11 protein-coding genes are annotated in these 15,762 nt (G+C 71.8%); 3 read left to right on the top strand and 8 right to left on the bottom strand.

The features are described 5' to 3' along the window. The first annotated feature begins 312 nt into the window (after positions 1 to 312). A complete protein-coding gene (locus tag ABZ621_RS16590; protein WP_360604975.1) occupies positions 313 to 1,299 on the top strand; it encodes a helix-turn-helix transcriptional regulator in 987 nt (328 codons plus the stop codon). A gap of 22 nt (positions 1,300 to 1,321) precedes the next feature. Here ABZ621_RS16590 and ABZ621_RS16585 read toward each other — a convergent pair whose 3' ends face one another. The 4 genes from ABZ621_RS16585 to ABZ621_RS16570 form a co-directional block, all read right to left on the bottom strand. Then, the gene (locus ABZ621_RS16585) at positions 1,322 to 2,116 is read right to left on the bottom strand and encodes a helix-turn-helix transcriptional regulator (protein ID WP_360604973.1); all 795 of its coding nucleotides are present in this window, start codon (positions 2,114 to 2,116) and stop codon (positions 1,322 to 1,324) included. 106 nt (positions 2,117 to 2,222) lie between these two features. Continuing rightward, positions 2,223 to 2,426 carry a hypothetical protein gene (locus tag ABZ621_RS16580; RefSeq protein ID WP_360604971.1) on the bottom strand — a complete coding sequence of 68 codons (204 nt, stop codon included), beginning with the start codon at positions 2,424 to 2,426 and terminating at the stop codon, positions 2,223 to 2,225. A 164-nt stretch (positions 2,427 to 2,590) separates the two neighbouring features. Next, a complete protein-coding gene (locus tag ABZ621_RS16575) occupies positions 2,591 to 4,120 on the bottom strand; it encodes a UDP-N-acetylglucosamine 1-carboxyvinyltransferase (protein ID WP_360604969.1) in 1,530 nt (509 codons plus the stop codon). A 96-nt stretch (positions 4,121 to 4,216) separates the two neighbouring features. Continuing rightward, a complete protein-coding gene (locus ABZ621_RS16570; RefSeq protein ID WP_360604967.1) occupies positions 4,217 to 4,576 on the bottom strand; it encodes a VOC family protein in 360 nt (119 codons plus the stop codon). A 286-nt stretch (positions 4,577 to 4,862) separates the two neighbouring features. On the opposite strand from ABZ621_RS16570, the gene acnA reads away from it, so the two are divergent. Both acnA and ABZ621_RS16560 read left to right on the top strand, forming a co-directional pair. After that, entirely contained in the window at positions 4,863 to 7,577 is a 2,715-nt protein-coding gene (gene acnA, locus ABZ621_RS16565; RefSeq protein WP_360604965.1) for an aconitate hydratase AcnA, read from the top strand. A 137-nt stretch (positions 7,578 to 7,714) separates the two neighbouring features. After that, a complete protein-coding gene (locus ABZ621_RS16560; RefSeq protein WP_360604963.1) occupies positions 7,715 to 8,959 on the top strand; it encodes an ATP-grasp domain-containing protein in 1,245 nt (414 codons plus the stop codon). Between the two features lie 69 nt (positions 8,960 to 9,028). On the opposite strand, the gene ABZ621_RS16555 is transcribed toward ABZ621_RS16560, so the two are convergent. The 4 genes from ABZ621_RS16555 to ABZ621_RS16540 are packed head-to-tail and all read right to left on the bottom strand — an operon-like array spanning position 9,029 to position 15,549. Continuing rightward, positions 9,029 to 10,366, bottom strand: a complete 1,338-nt coding sequence (locus ABZ621_RS16555; RefSeq protein ID WP_360604961.1) for a condensation domain-containing protein — start codon at positions 10,364 to 10,366, stop codon at positions 9,029 to 9,031. Between the two features lie 27 nt (positions 10,367 to 10,393). After that, positions 10,394 to 11,977, bottom strand: coding sequence for an amino acid adenylation domain-containing protein (locus tag ABZ621_RS16550; RefSeq protein ID WP_360604959.1), 1,584 nt, complete (start codon positions 11,975 to 11,977; stop codon positions 10,394 to 10,396). Continuing rightward, the gene (locus ABZ621_RS16545) at positions 11,925 to 13,751 is read right to left on the bottom strand and encodes an ABC transporter ATP-binding protein (protein WP_360604957.1); all 1,827 of its coding nucleotides are present in this window, start codon (positions 13,749 to 13,751) and stop codon (positions 11,925 to 11,927) included. The genes ABZ621_RS16550 and ABZ621_RS16545 overlap by 53 nt, the downstream gene beginning before the upstream one ends. Continuing rightward, positions 13,744 to 15,549: an ABC transporter ATP-binding protein gene (locus ABZ621_RS16540; protein ID WP_360604955.1), complete on the bottom strand. Its 1,806-nt coding sequence runs from the start codon at positions 15,547 to 15,549 to the stop codon at positions 13,744 to 13,746. Before ABZ621_RS16540 ends, ABZ621_RS16545 begins: the two co-directional genes overlap by 8 nt. Positions 15,550 to 15,762 lie beyond the last annotated feature (213 nt).

The following is a 15,762-nucleotide window of genomic DNA, read 5'->3' as shown; positions in this document are numbered from 1 at the left end:
CCGGCCCCGGGCCAACGGGGATCGCCGCCGACGGCATCGTGTGCCCTGGCGGCGTGTGATCGGTACCACGCCTCCCTCGGGGCCGAATATGGCAGTGCCTCAGGCGGGGAGGAACCAGGCCCGCTGGCCGCATCCGGCCAACCCGGTGCAGCATCCGGCCCGTTCGGCCGTTTCCTGCGGATCTCGCGATGTGGCCCCTGGTGACGCATGGGGAAACCTTTACCCTTCGCGCACGCACCTTCTACAATCCGGGCAAGCACACGTTGGCCAGACCCTCCCCCTGCCCCGGAGTGCCCCTTGATCGTGTACCACATGGCGGTCCTTGGCCTGAGCACGGCGGAAGAGGAGATCTACCGGCACCTGTTGCGCAATCCCGGGGTCGAACTCGACGACGTCCACGTCCTGTTACGCCAGGACCCGCTCGTCTCCGCGGCGGCCGTGCGCCGCCTGCGGGACCTGCAGGTCATCCGCGAGGACGGCGGCAGGGCCTGGCCGCACAAACCGGAGCTGGTGGTCAACAGGCTGGCCCAGCAGCGCCTGGACGAGTTCTACAGCACCATCCGCACGCTCTCCGACCTGAACCCGCTCGTGGACGCGCTGAGACGCGAGGCGCACGACCGCGGTACGCACGCCGAACAGGCCCCGGTGGAACGGCTGATGGGGCTGCCGGCCATCCGCGAACGCCTGGACGAACTGGCGTTCTTCGCCCGTACGGAAGTCATGTCCTCCGAGCCGTACGACGCGCTCACCCCGGAGAACATCGAGCGCTCCCGCGAGCTGGACCTGCGCTGCCTGCGCCGCGGCGTCGTCCTGCGCAGCCTGGTCCGCGCCTCCGCCGTGGCGGACGACACCACGCGGGCCTACCTCCAGGAGCTGACCGCCGCCGGGGCCCGGATCCGGGTCCTCGACGACCTGAGCGAGCTGATGATCGTCTACGACCGCCACACCGCGCTGGTCCCGGTCGACCCGAAGGTCACCTCCCGCGGGGCCCTCTGTTCCAGCGAGGAGGGGATCGTCACCGCCGTCGTCAACAACTTCGAGCGGCTGTGGGCGGGCGCCACGGAGTTCGCCGGCGCCGTCGGGCAGGGGGACGGCTCCTCGGACGAACCCCGGCTGAGCGAGCTTCAGGTACAGGTGCTCCGGGCGATGTGCACGGTCGCCAAGGACGAGACCGGCGCCCGCCAGGTGGGCGCCGCGCTGCGCACCTACCGCCGCCACATATCGGAGCTGATGCGGATCCTGGGCGCGGAGAACCGCGCCCACGCCGCGCTGCTGGCCCGCGAACGGGGCTGGGTCTGACCGCGGTCCGCCGGCCCGGCGGTCAGCCGTCCCCGAACTCCCGGGCGTCCGCCCACAGCCGCTCGAAGTGGTTGACGACCATGCCCACCATGCCGGGTTCCCCCGTCACGAACGCGCCCTTGCCGATGTCCGAGGGCACCACCGGGACCAGCACGGTCCGGCCGTCGTACACCACCATCGGGCCCTCGGAGGAGGGCAGCACCCGCACCCGCGCGCCCGCGCCGGCCAGCCGGCGCAGCTGCGCGACGACCGCCGGGACGGCGAGCGCGGACCGCCACACCAGGAGCCGCACGCCGACCCCGCGCTCCAGCATCCCCAGGCACAGCGGCACCGTCACCCACGGGGTCCCCAGCTCGGTCTCCTCGCAGAGCCCGCCCGCGAGGACCTCGGAGCGGGCGCCCAGGGCGAGCTCCTCCACCCGGGCGCGCACCAGGGCGGGATCGGTGATCCGCTCCACCGCCGTCCCGTCCGCCGCCGGCGCGTCGGCCTCCTCGGCCGGCCCTCCGGCGGCCTCGTCCTGGAGGGAGCGCACCATCGGGTAGACCTGGGCGAGCCCGCGGGTGATGGTGTGCAGCTCGGTCAGCAGCCGCTCCGCCAGCCGGCCCACGACCAGCTCCGGCTTCTCCGGCCACAGCACGCCGTCGTCCTCGACGACGGCCCCGAGGTCCTTGAGCCGGCGGACGACGGCCGCGCCGGTCCCGGGCGGATGCCAGGGCGCCGCGACGACGTCCTCGACGCCGCTGCCGGGATTCCTCAACAGGTGGCGGTACGTCTCCTCCTCGGCCTGGGTGACTCCCAGGAATTGCATGGGGTGCATCGGTGGCGCTCCACAGTCGGTCGGTGACGAGTATGGAGAGGCGGTGGTCCGGGCACGGCGCTCGCCCCCCGGACCACCGGGCCCGCCCCGGGCGCGCGGCCCGGGATCAGTCGTCCGGCGTCTCCTGCCAGCCGTTGACCGGCCCGCACACGTCCGGGGCGCCGAGACAGCGGTCGTCCGCCAGGACGACACCACCGCCGGCCCCCGTCCCGTGCCCCGCGACTGCGCCGACCGAACCCGCCGTCGCGGACACGGTCAGCACCGCCGCCGCGATCCCCAGGGCGGCCCTGCCGATGACGGTACGCATCATGGTTCTTCCCTCCTCGGCGCGCGGGCGCCGACTCCTCGGAAGTGCCGGGACGGGATCCCCGACCACTTCGGAAGCATCCCAGCGTTCCCCCGCCCCCCACAGACCCCCGGTTGGCACGCTCCTGCCTCGACGCCGTGCACGATCCTGCCAACCGGGTGCGCGCGTCAGATGTCCCTGAAGATCTCGATCTGCGCCCCGATCGAGTTCAGCCGCTCCGCCAGGTCCTCGTAGCCGCGGTTGATGACGTACACGTTGCGCAGGACCGAGGTGCCTTCGGCGGCCATCATCGCGAGGAGGACGACGACGGCGGGGCGGAGGGCGGGCGGGCACATCATCTCGGCGGCGCGCCAGCGGGTGGGGCCCTCGACCAGGACGCGGTGGGGGTCGAGGAGCTGGAGGCGGCCGCCGAGGCGGTTGAGGTCGGTGAGGTAGATGGCGCGGTTGTCGTAGACCCAGTCGTGGATGAGGGTCTGGCCCTGGGCCGTGGCCGCGATGGCCGCGAAGAAGGGGACGTTGTCGATGTTGAGGCCCGGGAAGGGCATCGGGTGGATCTTGTCGATCGGCGCCTCCAGCTTGGAGGGGCGGACCGTCAGGTCGACCAGGCGGGTGCGGCCGTTGTCGGCGGGGTACTCGGCGGAGCGGTCGTGGTCGAGGCCCATCTCCTCCAGGACGGCGAGCTCGATCTCCAGGAACTCGATCGGGACCCGGCGGATCGTCAGCTCGGACTCGGTGACGACGGCCGCGGCGAGGAGGCTCATCGCCTCGACCGGGTCCTCGGAGGGGGAGTAGTCGACGTCGACGTCGATCTCCGGGACGCCGTGCACGGTGAGGGTGGTGGTGCCGACGCCGTCGACGCGGACGCCCAGCGCCTCCAGGAAGAAGCAGAGGTCCTGGACCATGTAGTTGGAGGAGGCGTTGCGGATGACGGTGACGCCGTCGTGGCGGGCGGCGGCCAGGAGCGCGTTCTCGGTGACGGTGTCGCCGCGCTCGGTCAGGACGATCGGGCGGTCGGGGGAGACGGCCCGCTCGACCTGCGCGTGGTAGAGGCCCTCGGTGGCGGTGATGTCCAGGCCGAAGCGGCGCAGCGCGATCATGTGCGGCTCGATCGTGCGCGTACCGAGGTCGCAGCCGCCGGCGTACGGCAGCTTGAAGCGGTCCAGGCGGTGCAGCAGCGGGCCGAGGAACATGATGATGGAGCGGGTGCGGATGGCGGCCTCGGCGTCGATGGACTCCATGTCCAGCTCGGCCGGGGGCACGATCTCCAGGTCCACGCCGTCGTTGATCCAGCGGGTGCGGACGCCGATGGAGTTGAGGACTTCGAGGAGGCGGAAGACCTCCTCGATCCGCGCCACCCGGCGCAGCACCGTGCGGCCCTTGTTGAGGAGCGTGGCGCAGAGCAGCGCGACGCAGGCGTTCTTGCTGGTCTTGACGTCGATGGAGCCGGAGAGCCGGCGGCGGCCGACGACGCGGAGGTGCATGGGGCCGGCGTAGCCGAGGGACACGATCTCGCTGTCGAGCGCCTCGCCGATGCGGGCGATCATCTCAAGGCTGATGTTCTGGTTGCCGCGTTCGATCCGGTTGACGGCGCTCTGACTGGTGGCCAGGGCTTCGGCGAGCTGCGTCTGGGTCCAGCCGCGGTGCTGCCGGGCGTCACGGATGAGCTTGCCGATGCGTACGAGGTAGTCGTCTGCCATGCCGTCACGTTATCTCAGATATGAGATGTGGCGATCATTGGGGTGAGGCATCCGAGTGACGTGTCGTTACGTATGAGGTTATATGACCGGTTTGGGTCAGTCGGGATGTCCGAGGGCCGTGGGGTGTCGCGGCTCGTAGAGCGGCAGCTCGGTGCCGCTGGGGAGCCGTACCGCCGCGAGCCGTCCCCACTGCTCGTCGGTGACGGCCCGTGAGATCTCCACGCCCTTGTCGTCCAGGTCGGCGAGGGTGCGGGTGAGGTCCTCGCACATCAGATAGACCTCGGGTCTGCCCCCGCCCTCCTCGGCGGGGTGGACCGCGATCTCGGCGGGCGGCAGCCGGAAGATCAGCCACCCCCGCCCCGCGTCGACGTGCGGGAAGCCGAGGACGTCCCTCAGGAAGGCCCGGTCGGCCTCCGCGTCCCGGCTGTAGAGGGTGATGTGCGCGCCGCTGAACATGTGCCGATCGTCGGCGCGGCCGGGTGGTCCGGCAACGCGGGCGCGCCCGGACGGGTGGGACGGCCTCGTCCCGCCGTCGGGCGCCACGCGAGATCGGGGGCGGTCCGGGCATGACCGACGGCCGGGGATGCACTAGAGTTATCTCGACATCGAGATAACTGCTGACGGCGCACTGCGGCCGCCTCCCCGGTAAGGGTTACCTAACTTAGCCTTACCTTAGCGGATCGGCGAGATGCCGTGGCGGCAGCATGACGGTAGTACGCGCACATTGATGAAGGAGACTGTCGTGTCGGCGAACAGCTTCGACGCCCGCAGCACGCTGCGCGTGGGCGACGAGTCGTACGAGATCTTCAAGCTGGACAAGGTCGAGGGCTCCGCGCGCCTCCCTTACAGCCTGAAGGTCCTCCTGGAGAACCTGCTCCGCACCGAGGACGGCGCGAACATCACCGCCGACCACATCCGGGCCCTCGGCAACTGGGACTCGCAGGCCCAGCCGAGCCAGGAGATCCAGTTCACGCCGGCGCGCGTGATCATGCAGGACTTCACCGGTGTCCCCTGTGTCGTCGACCTCGCCACCATGCGCGAGGCCGTCGCCGCGCTCGGCGGCGACCCGGCGAAGATCAACCCGCTCTCCCCGGCCGAGATGGTCATCGACCACTCCGTCATCGCCGACAAGTTCGGCACCAACGACGCCTTCGCGCAGAACGTCGAGCTGGAGTACGGCCGCAACAAGGAGCGCTACCAGTTCCTGCGCTGGGGCCAGACCGCCTTCGACGACTTCAAGGTCGTCCCCCCGGGCACCGGCATCGTCCACCAGGTGAACATCGAGCACCTGGCCCGCACCGTCATGGTCCGCAACGGCCAGGCCTACCCCGACACCCTCGTCGGCACCGACTCCCACACCACCATGGTCAACGGCCTCGGTGTGCTCGGCTGGGGCGTCGGCGGCATCGAGGCCGAGGCCGCCATGCTCGGCCAGCCGGTCTCCATGCTCATCCCGCGCGTCGTCGGCTTCAAGCTGACCGGCGAGCTGCCCACCGGCACCACCGCCACCGACCTGGTGCTCACGATCACCGAGATGCTGCGCAAGCACGGCGTCGTCGGCAAGTTCGTCGAGTTCTACGGTGAGGGCGTCGCCGCCACCTCGCTCGCGAACCGCGCCACCATCGGCAACATGTCGCCCGAGTTCGGCTCCACCGCCGCGGTCTTCCCGATCGACGACGAGACCCTGAACTACCTCAAGCTCACCGGCCGCTCCGAGCAGCAGGTCGCGCTCGTCGAGGCGTACGCCAAGGAGCAGGGCCTCTGGCTCGACCCGGCCGCCGAGCCCGACTTCTCCGAGAAGCTGGAGCTCGACCTCTCCACGGTCGTCCCGTCGATCGCCGGCCCGAAGCGCCCGCAGGACCGCATCGTCCTCGCGAACGCCGCCGAGCAGTTCGCCCAGGACGTGCGCAACTACGTCTCCACCGCCGACGAGGCCGGCGAGGAGTCCTTCCCGGCCTCCGACGCCCCGGCCGTCTCGGGCAGCGTCCCGTCGAACCCGGTCGAGGTGACCGCCCCCGACGGCACCACCTACACCCTCGACCACGGTGCGGTGACGGTCGCGGCCATCACCTCCTGCACCAACACGTCGAACCCGTACGTCATGGTCGCCGCCGCGCTCGTCGCGAAGAAGGCCGTGGAGAAGGGCCTGACCCGCAAGCCGTGGGTCAAGACCACCCTCGCCCCGGGCTCGAAGGTCGTCACCGACTACTTCGACAAGGCCGGTCTCACCCCGTACCTCGACAAGGTCGGCTTCAACCTCGTCGGCTACGGCTGCACCACCTGCATCGGCAACTCCGGCCCGCTGCCGGAGGAGGTCTCCAAGGCCGTCAACGAGCACGACCTGGCCGTGACCTCGGTCCTCTCGGGCAACCGCAACTTCGAGGGCCGCATCAACCCCGACGTCAAGATGAACTACCTGGCCTCCCCGCCGCTGGTCGTCGCGTACGCCCTCGCGGGTTCCATGAAGGTGGACATCACCAAGGACGCGCTCGGTGTCGACACCGAGGGCAACCCGGTCTTCCTCAAGGACATCTGGCCGTCGGAGTCCGAGGTCAACGACGTCGTCGCCAACGCGATCGGCGAGGACATGTTCGCCAAGTCCTACCAGGACGTCTTCGCCGGCGACGCCCAGTGGCAGGCGCTGTCGATCCCGACCGGCAACACCTTCGAGTGGGACGCCGAGTCGACCTACGTCCGCAAGCCCCCGTACTTCGAGGGCATGACGATGGAGACCACCCCGGTCACCGACATCACGGGCGCCCGCGTGCTCGCGAAGCTCGGCGACTCGGTCACCACCGACCACATCTCCCCGGCCGGTGCCATCAAGGCCGACACCCCGGCCGGCAAGTACCTCACCGAGCACGGTGTGGAGCGTCGTGACTTCAACTCCTACGGCTCGCGCCGTGGCAACCACGAGGTCATGATCCGCGGCACCTTCGCCAACATCCGCCTGCGCAACCAGATCGCGCCGGGCACCGAGGGCGGCTTCACCCGCGACTTCACCCAGGCGGACGGCCCGGTGTCGTTCATCTACGACGCCTCGCAGAACTACCAGGCCGCCGGCACCCCGCTGGTCATCCTGGGCGGCAAGGAGTACGGCTCCGGCTCGTCCCGCGACTGGGCCGCCAAGGGCACCGCGCTCCTCGGCGTCAAGGCCGTCATCACCGAGTCGTACGAGCGCATCCACCGCTCGAACCTCATCGGCATGGGCGTCCTCCCGCTCCAGTTCCCGGCCGGCCAGTCGGCCGACTCGCTGGGCCTGACCGGCGAGGAGACCTTCTCCATCGCCGGCATCACCGAGCTGAACGAGGGCACCACCCCCAGCACGGTGAAGGTCACCACCGACACCGGTGTCGAGTTCGACGCGGTCGTCCGCATCGACACCCCCGGCGAGGCGGACTACTACCGCAACGGCGGCATCATGCAGTACGTGCTGCGCAACCTGATCCGCGGCTGAGCCTCGGACACGCTCGCGCGAACGCCCCGTCAGGCTTCGGCCCGGCGGGGCGTTCCCCGTTCCCCGCGGGAAGCTATGGCTTCCGCAACGATCTTGGTGGATCGTGGCATGAACAGAGCGACAGAGGAGCACACGCCATGGCACAGCGAGAGAAGCCGCGTCTGACCATCGTCGGAAGCGGGGGACAGCCCTACCGGGAGTACTCCTTCCGATCCCTCGTCGCGGACTACGAGCTGACGGCGGTTCTCCCGGCGGAGCCCACCTGGCAGGCCCCGTACCTGACGGACTACCGGGTCGTCGACTGCACCGATCCCCTGGCGATAGCCGCCGCGGTGACCGAACTGACCCCGGCCGGCGGCGGTACGGGCGTCTTCACCTGGGACGAGCTGGTGCTGGAGGCGACCGCCCGGGCCGCCGAGGCGCTGGGGCTGCCGCACACCTCGGTCGCCGCGGTGACGCGCTGCCGCGACAAGTACGCGACCAGGTCGCTCATGCGGGAGGCCGGGCTGCCGTCGCCGAGGTACCGGCTGACGTCCTCGGCCGACGAAGCGGCCGCCGCCGCGGCGGAGTTCGGCTATCCGGTGGTGGTGAAGCCGCGCTCCCTGGCCGGCAGCATCGGTGTCGTGAAGGCCGAGGACGAGAGCGCCGTGCGCGCGGCGTTCGACCTGGCCGCGGGGGCCGCGTACGCGACGCTGCCGGCCGGTGAGGGCATCCTGGTGGAGGAGTTCCTCGACGGTCCCGAGATCAGCGTGGACAGCGTGGTCTTTGAGGGGAACGTACGGTGCGTCCACGTCGCCCGGAAGCGCGTGGGGTTCCCTCCGTACTTCGAAGAGGTGGGGCACCTGGTCACGGCGGACGTCACGGGGGCGCTGCCCCCGGAGGTCGCCGAGCTGATCGAAAGCGCGCACCGCACCCTGGAGGTGGACTTCGGCGTCACGCACGCCGAGGTCAGGCTGACGGCCGACGGCCCCCGGCTGATCGAGTTGAACGCCCGGCTCGGCGGTGACCTGATCCCTCTGATCAGCCGCATGGCCACCGGGATCGACCTGGTGAAGGCCGCCGCCGAGATCGCCCTCGGCCGCTCTCCCGAGCTGGGTACGGAAGGCCGGGAGCCGGGCGGCACGGCGGAGATCCGCTTCGTCTATCCGCCGCACGACTGCACGGTCCGCGAGGTCGACCTCAGCAATGTCGAGGGCCTGCCCGGCGTCGCGTACACGACCGCGCTCGCCGGGCCGGGAACGCGGCTGCTCCTGCCGCCGAAGAACCCCATTCCGCGGCTCGCGGCCCTGGTGGCGGTCGCCGCCGACGAGGCCGCGACCACGCACATCCTCGATCTCGCCGAGGAGAAGGTCATCGCGGACATCACCCCGCTGACGCCCTGAGACACCGGGCGGGCCGGGGGCGTCGGGTGACCGGCAGCGCGCCCTCGGCTCCGGCCGTGCCGATCGCGCTCAGCGGGTGAGGGCGCGGCCCGTCAGCGCGGATACGGTCCGGGTCGGGTCCTCGGTGGCGGCGGCGAGGACGGACCGGTAGCGGCGGGCGAAGTCCTCGGCGGCCTCGCGGTCGACGGCGCCGAGGGCGTGGACGACCTCGCAGCGGTACACGCCGGGGGAGCGCATGACCTCGAACAGCAGCTCGATCTGGGCCACCGACGGGTAGCTCAGCACGTTCTCGACCCGGACGCCGTCCAGCTGCCAGCCGTTGTCGACGTCCTGGGACGCGTAGGTGAACCCTGTCTGGTAGACCGGGTGGCGCAGGTCGCCGTAGTCGAGGCCCAGGGCGTCCAGGATCTGCAGCATCGGGACGTGACGGCGGGCGTGGGCGGCGGCGGCCATGCGCTTGACGCCGTCCAGCAGGGTGGCGAACGACTCCTCGGGGCGCACCTCGTAGCGCATGAAGGTGGCGGTCTGGAAGAAGCCCACGGCGTCGAAGTGCTCCTCCTCGCTGCGGGTGTCGGTGGGCACGAACATGGTGGTGTCGGCGGTGCCCGTCCAGTCCCACAGCACGGCGTAGTAGACCGCGAGCATCACCGCGAACGGGGTGGCCCGGTGCGCGGCGGCGGTGCGGTCGAGCGCGGCCGTGGTGTCGGCGGGCAGGGCGAAGTGCACCACGCCGGCGGTGAAGGCGTCGGGGTCCCGCCGGAGGGAGACGTCCGGCAGGGGGCGCGGGGAGAGCGGAGTGAGGCGCCGGGTCCAGTAGTCGAGGTCCTCCGCCGACACCTCGTCGCGTGGGGGGACCTCGTGGAGCTGGGGCGCCGGGGACGGCTCCGCGTCGGGGTCGGCGTAGTACGCCCGCAGGTCCTTGATGAGGATCCCCTTGGACCGCTCGTCGACCACGATGTGGTCCATCACCAGGAAGAGCTCGTGCTCGTCCTCGGCCACGCGGACCAGGGTGCACTGGAAGACCGGGCCGTGGTCCAGGGAGAGAGAGGTGCCCTGGAGCCGTACGGCCAGGGCGTCGACCGGGCTCTCGGCGGCCGTGCCCGCCGGGAGGCCGTCCCCGTCGACCGTCCGGAAGAGGTCGGGGTGGGGTTCGGCGTGCACGATCTGTACGGCCCGGTCGCCGTGGAGCGCGAAGGTGCTGCGCAGCACCGCGTGACGGACGGCGAGCCGGCGCAGCGCGCGCTCCAGCCGGCCGGTGTCCAGCGGGCCGGTGAGCCGCAGCCGGGTCAGCACGTTGAACATGCCGTCGGCGGCCGCCCGGCGCGGGTGGATCACGAGGCGCTGCTGAGAGGCGTTGGCGGCGAAGACCCGCGCGGTGGTGGGGGCGGGGGGCTGCTGCTCGGTCACGGGAGTTGCCTTTCCAGGTCCGGTGGTTCAGTGGCCGAGGGCGTGGGCCGCGCGCAGAGCCTGGACGTCCACCTCGCCCTTGTGGGTGCGGGGGAGCGGGGAGTCCAGCCGGACGATCCGGGTGGGGACGAGGGTGCGGGGCAGCAGGCCGGCCGCGTGGCGGCGGATCGCGGCGGCCGTGAGCTCGGCGTCCGCGACCACGTACGCGAGTGTGCCGACGGTGTCCGGGCCGCGCGTCAGCGCCGTCACGTGCGCCTCGCGGATGTCCGGGTGCCGGAGCAACTCGTGCTCGATCTCGCCCAGTTCGGCGCGCACGCCGTTGATCTGGATCTGCCGGTCGAGTCGGCCCAGGTGGAACAGCCGTCCGTCGGGGGCGAGCCGGGCCAGGTCGCCGGTGCGGTAGAGGCGCTCGCCGTACGGGTCGGTGACGAACCGTTCCGCCGTACGCTCCGGCTGGTGGAGGTAGCCGTCGGCCAGGCCGAGCCCGCCGATCAGCAGCTCGCCCGTCTCGCCCGGAGCGACGGGCAGCAGCGAGCGGTCCGCCACCCTGACGTGCGTGCCGTCGACCGGTGTGCCGATCGGCACCTCGCCGGTGTGCTCGGAGCCGTTGCACAGGAAGGTGGTCGAGTCGATGCAGGTCTCGGTCGGCCCGTACTGGTTGTAGAGCCGGGTCCACGGGTACGCGGTCAGCCACGCGTCGCGGACGGCGGCGCTCATCGCGGCGCCGCCACAGAACACGTACCGCAGCTGGGCGGCCCGGGCGGCGGACAGGCGCCCGGTGACGAGGCCGAGCATCCGCGGCACGAAGTGCACCGCGGTGATGGCGTCGCGTGCCAGGCAGGCGGCCAGCGCGTCCGGGTCGCCCGCCTCCTTGGGGTCGCCGACGACGACGGTCGCGCCGAAGGCGAGCGGCGCGAGCATCTCCCAGACGGAGAAGTCGAAGCCCACGTTGGCGTGCCAGAGCACCCGGTCGCCGCGGCCGAGCGGGTACACGCCCTGACCCCAGCGGAACCGGGTGACCAGCGCGCGATGCGGTACGACCACGCCCTTGGGCCTCCCGGTGGTCCCCGAGGTGTGCATCACGTAGACGGCGTCGCCGCCGCCGGGGCCGGGCCGTAGGGCCGGGGCGGGCCCGGTCCAGCGGTCCGCGTCGGCGGGCGTGAGGACGGGCAGCCCGGCCGGTCCGAGCCCGGCGGAGGCGGAGTCGGAGTCGGTGATCAGCAGGGCCGGCCGGCTCTGCGTCAGCAGCTCTCCGATCCGTGCCCCGGGCAGCCGCGGGTCGCTGGGCTGGTAGGCGGCGCCGACGCTGATGATGCCGAGGGCCGCGGCGATGTGGGCGGCCGAACGCTCCATGAGCACGGCCACCCGGTGGCCGGCACCGACCCCCTGTGCGGTCAGCAGCGCCGCCCACCGCTCGGCGTCCCGCTTCAGCCGGCCCGCCGTCAGCAGCCGTCGGCCGTCGATGACGGCGACGTCCTGCGGGGCGGCGTCCAGACCGGCGAGGACCAGGGCGCCGGTACTCGCCGAACGGCTCCCGACGGAAGCGGGAGCGACCGCGTCACCGGTAAGCACGGCGCTGTAGTTCGAAGAGGCGGGCGTAGTCGTCGCCATGGGCGAGCAGCTCCTGGTGGGGGCCGAACTCGTGCACCTTGCCGTGCTTGAGGAAGACGACGAGATCGGCGTGGTTCAACGTGGACAGCCGGTGTGTCACGATCACCGCGACGGCGCCGGTGGATCGGGTGAGCGTGCGCGCCGCCAGCAGGTAGCGGTCGAGCAGCTCCTGCTCGGCGGCGGCGTCGATCGCCGAGGTGGGCTCGTCGAAGAGCAGCAGCAGGGGGGTCTCCCGCATCGCCGAGCGGGCCAGCGCGGTCTTCTGCCACTGGCCGCCGGAGAGCTTGGCGCCGTCCGGGAAGGAGGACCCCAGCGGAGTGTCCAGGCCCAGCGGCAGACGCTCCGCCAGGTCACCGGCGGCGGCCTTGTCCAGCGCCCCGATCAGCGCGTCGGGATCCTCCGCACGGGACAGGTCGCCGACGCCGACCACGTCGCGCAGGGTGAACTCCAGGCGGGCGAAGTCCTGGAAGGCGGCGGTGACGCGCTCCCGCCAGGCCTCCGGAGCCACGGCCGTCAGATCGACGTCATCGGCCAGGAGCTCGCCGGAGGTCGGCCGGTAGAACCCGGCGAGCAGCTTGACCAGCGTCGACTTGCCCGCGCCGTTCTCGCCGACGAGCGCGACCACGCTGCCGGCGGGCAACCGCAGGTCCACCGCGTCGAGGACGGGAGTGCCGGACGTGCCCGGATAGCGGAAGGTGACGCCGCGCAGCGCGATGCCGTCGGTGAGCCGCTCCGGCGGCCGCACCCCGGTGTCGGCGACCCGCTCGGCCGCGCTGAAGCGCTCCAGCCAGTCGTACAGCGCGCCCGCCCGGGCCATCCGCAGCAGCGCCTTGGTGAACCGCACCAGCAGGTCGATCTGCAGGTTCATCCCGGTGATCAGCAGCAGGGCCAGCACCACCTGTCCGACGCTCGCCGTGCCGTTCCGGTACGCGCCCACCACGAGCAGCAGCGCGGTCAGGTATCCCGCGCTGAACACCGCCCAGCCGAGCGACGTCAGCCACAGTCCCCGCCAGTTCGCCGCGGCGAGCGTGGCCCGGGCCCGCTCGGTGCTGTCGGCGTGCCGTGCCTCGATGGTCGAGGCGAGACCGAAGACCCGCAGCTCCATCGCGGCGTCGGGGGAGCCGGCCAGCTGGAACAGGTCGCGGGTGCGGCGCAGGTCGGCCGCCGCCTCGGTCAGCGCGGTCTGGCGCAGCCGTTCGGCGTGCCGTCCGGCGGCGAGCGAGAGCAGCGTCGCCAGCGGCAGGAGCAGCAGCCACGGGCTGATCAGGGCCAGCAGCACCACGGTGGCGAGGGTACGGACCAGGACCCCGATCTCCAGGCCGACCACGTCCGCGCCTTCGGCCAGGTGCTGGCGTTCCTGCCGCAGGTGCTCCAGGCGGTCCAGATAGGCGGGGTTCTCGTAGTGGCCCAGCCCCGGGATCCGGTTCGCCAGTGACTGCATGCCCAGGTCCGCGTGGTGCGCGGTGTTCTCGATCATCAGCGCGCTGACGTTGAGCGACAGCCGCATGACCAGCACCGTCAGCCCCATGGTCAGGGCGCTGGCGAGGGCGTACCCCCAGGCGGAGGAGGTGTCGCCGCGGCCCGCGGCGTCCACCAGCAGGCCCAGCCAGACCACGGCCAGGACCTGGCCGAGCGGGCGCAGGCCGAACATCAGCAGGGTGGCGACGGAGCGGCGGCGGTCGGCGACGAAGGAGAGCCGCAGCACGGTGCGCAGGCCGCGCATGTCGGACAGTTCGTCCCGGGTCCCGGCGGTGCCCGGCCGCGGCTCAGTCATGGAACCGCTTGGCCTGAAGGGTGAACATCTGGGCGTAGACCCCTTCCTGACGCATGAGTTCGTCGTGACTGCCGTCCTCGGTGATCCGGCCGCCGTCCAGGGTGATGATCCGGTCCGCGTGCCGCACGGTCGCGAAGCGGTGTGAGATCAGCAGGGTCATGGAGGCGCCGCTGCGCTCCATCACCTCGTCGTAGAACCGGGCCTCGGCACGGGCGTCCAGGGCCGACGTGGGTTCGTCGAGCACCAGACAGGGCGCACCGGCGCGCACCGCGTGCAGCGCGCGGGCGACCGCTACCCGCTGCCACTGGCCGCCGGACAGGTCGTCCCCGTCCGGGTAGCGGCGGGAGAGCACGGTGTCGAAGCCGTGCGGCAGCCGTTGCGCCAGCGTCTCGGCGCCGGCCGCGCGGGCCGACTCCTCGATCCGCTCGCGGTCGGCCGGCTGCTGCGGGGCGCCGAAGGCGATGTTCTCCGCGAAGGAGACCGGATAGCGGTTGAAGTGCTGGAACACCACGGCGAAGTGCCGCTGCCAGGCCGCGGGTTCGAGGGTGGCGAGGTCGCGCCCGCCGACCGTGATCCGGCCCTCGGTCGGGCGCTGCAGGCCGCACAGCAGCTTGACCAGTGTGGTCTTGCCGGCGCCGTTGAACCCGACCACCGCGAGCGTCTCACCCGGGTGGATCTCCAGGTCGAGCCCGCGCAGCGCCCAACGGGAACTGCCGGGATAGCGGAAGCCGACGTTCTCGAAGACGATCGGCGGCAGCGGAGCGTCCACGCGCTCGCCGCCGGCGTCAGGGGCGTGCCCGTCCAGTTCGGCGATCACCGACAGGGCGGCCGGGATGGCGAGCGCGCCCTCACGGAGATAGACCAGGTCCATGGTGAGCGCGATCACCGAGACCAGGCCGGCCGCGGCGGTGGTGAAGACGATGAACCCGCCGAACCCGAGGGATCCGTCGGCGGCGGCCGTGGTGAGCCGGTAGAAGATCACGGTGTGCGCGGCGACCACGGCGGCGCAGGCGGCGAGGATCCGCAGGACGGCCGGGCTGAGCCGGGCTCCGGCGACTCCGGGCCGCCAGGCGGAGGCGAACTGCCGCTCCAGCCAGCCGGCGAGGCCGAAGACGCGGATCTCCTTGGCCGCCTCACCCGTCAGCGCGAGGTCGCGGATGTAGCCGGACCGGCGCAGCCGCTCCGACTCGGTGTAGACGGCGGCCTGTTGGTCGCGGTACTCGGCGGCCAGGGCCAGGGTGAGGGCGAAGTACGCGAGGGTGACCAGTGCCCCGAGCAGCGGGTCGAACCAGAGCAGGACGAGGCCGCAGGCCAGGGCCTGAAGCCGCGTCACCGAGAGATTCGCCAGGGCGGTGACGGCGACGTGCACCTCGACCTGGTTGGTGCCGATGCCGCGGGCCACCGCGATCCGGTCCAGCAGCTCCCGGTCCTCCAGCGGTGCGACGGTGGCCGGCCGCAGCATCGCCGCCATCATCCTCTGGCGCAGTGAGTCGCCGATCCGCCGGCCCAGGTCCTCGGCCATGATGTTGATCACCAGGGCGGTGAGCTGCAGGCAGAAGAACATGGCGGCCAGCGCGACCGCCGTGACGGCGACGGCCTGGCCGATCCCGACGCCCTGGTCTCCCCGCCGGATCAACCCGACCAGGTGGCCGTTGGCGATCGCGATCAGGATCGGCAGGGCCCCGCTCGTGGCGACGGCCGCGGCGAGGGTGACGGTGCGTCGGGCGTCGGTACCGATCGCGGCCCGCAGCAGGGCCAGGACGGGCGAGGTCCGGGCGCCTCGCTCAGTGCTTCGCATTACCTGCCTTCAGCAGTAGCGGGGTGGTCGCCACCGGTCCTCGGGGAAACGGCAACGGCTGAGTCGAATTTCTCGTCGGTCACGAGTTCTATCAGCGCGGGCGGGAAGCGGTCAACGATTGTCAGGCGGCTCCGAGTGGTCCCGGCCGGAGAGGGGGATGGTGGGGGACAGGGGAGATCTTGACCACTGAAACGAAGTTGACTTAGCCTCAGG

Origin of the sequence: Streptomyces sp. NPDC007863 (assembly GCF_040633895.1) — a bacterium.
Classification (GTDB): domain Bacteria; phylum Actinomycetota; class Actinomycetes; order Streptomycetales; family Streptomycetaceae; genus Streptomyces.
This window is presented reverse-complemented; position numbering and strand designations above follow the sequence as displayed.

Bases quoted from the DNA above. Each gene is read 5' to 3' on its own strand.
- ABZ621_RS16590 (WP_360604975.1), top strand. From the start codon at position 313: ATGGCGGTCCTTGGCCTGAGCACGGCGGAAGAGGAGATCTACCGGCAC.
- ABZ621_RS16540 (WP_360604955.1), bottom strand. From the start codon at position 15,549: ATGCGAAGCACTGAGCGAGGCGCCCGGACCTCGCCCGTCCTGGCCCTG.
- ABZ621_RS16575 (WP_360604969.1), bottom strand. From the start codon at position 4,120: ATGGCAGACGACTACCTCGTACGCATCGGCAAGCTCATCCGTGACGCC.
- ABZ621_RS16580 (WP_360604971.1), bottom strand. From the start codon at position 2,426: ATGATGCGTACCGTCATCGGCAGGGCCGCCCTGGGGATCGCGGCGGCG.
- ABZ621_RS16545 (WP_360604957.1), bottom strand. From the start codon at position 13,751: ATGACTGAGCCGCGGCCGGGCACCGCCGGGACCCGGGACGAACTGTCC.
- ABZ621_RS16550 (WP_360604959.1), bottom strand. From the start codon at position 11,977: ATGGCGACGACTACGCCCGCCTCTTCGAACTACAGCGCCGTGCTTACC.
- ABZ621_RS16570 (WP_360604967.1), bottom strand. From the start codon at position 4,576: ATGTTCAGCGGCGCGCACATCACCCTCTACAGCCGGGACGCGGAGGCC.
- ABZ621_RS16585 (WP_360604973.1), bottom strand. From the start codon at position 2,116: ATGCACCCCATGCAATTCCTGGGAGTCACCCAGGCCGAGGAGGAGACG.
- ABZ621_RS16560 (WP_360604963.1), top strand. From the start codon at position 7,715: ATGGCACAGCGAGAGAAGCCGCGTCTGACCATCGTCGGAAGCGGGGGA.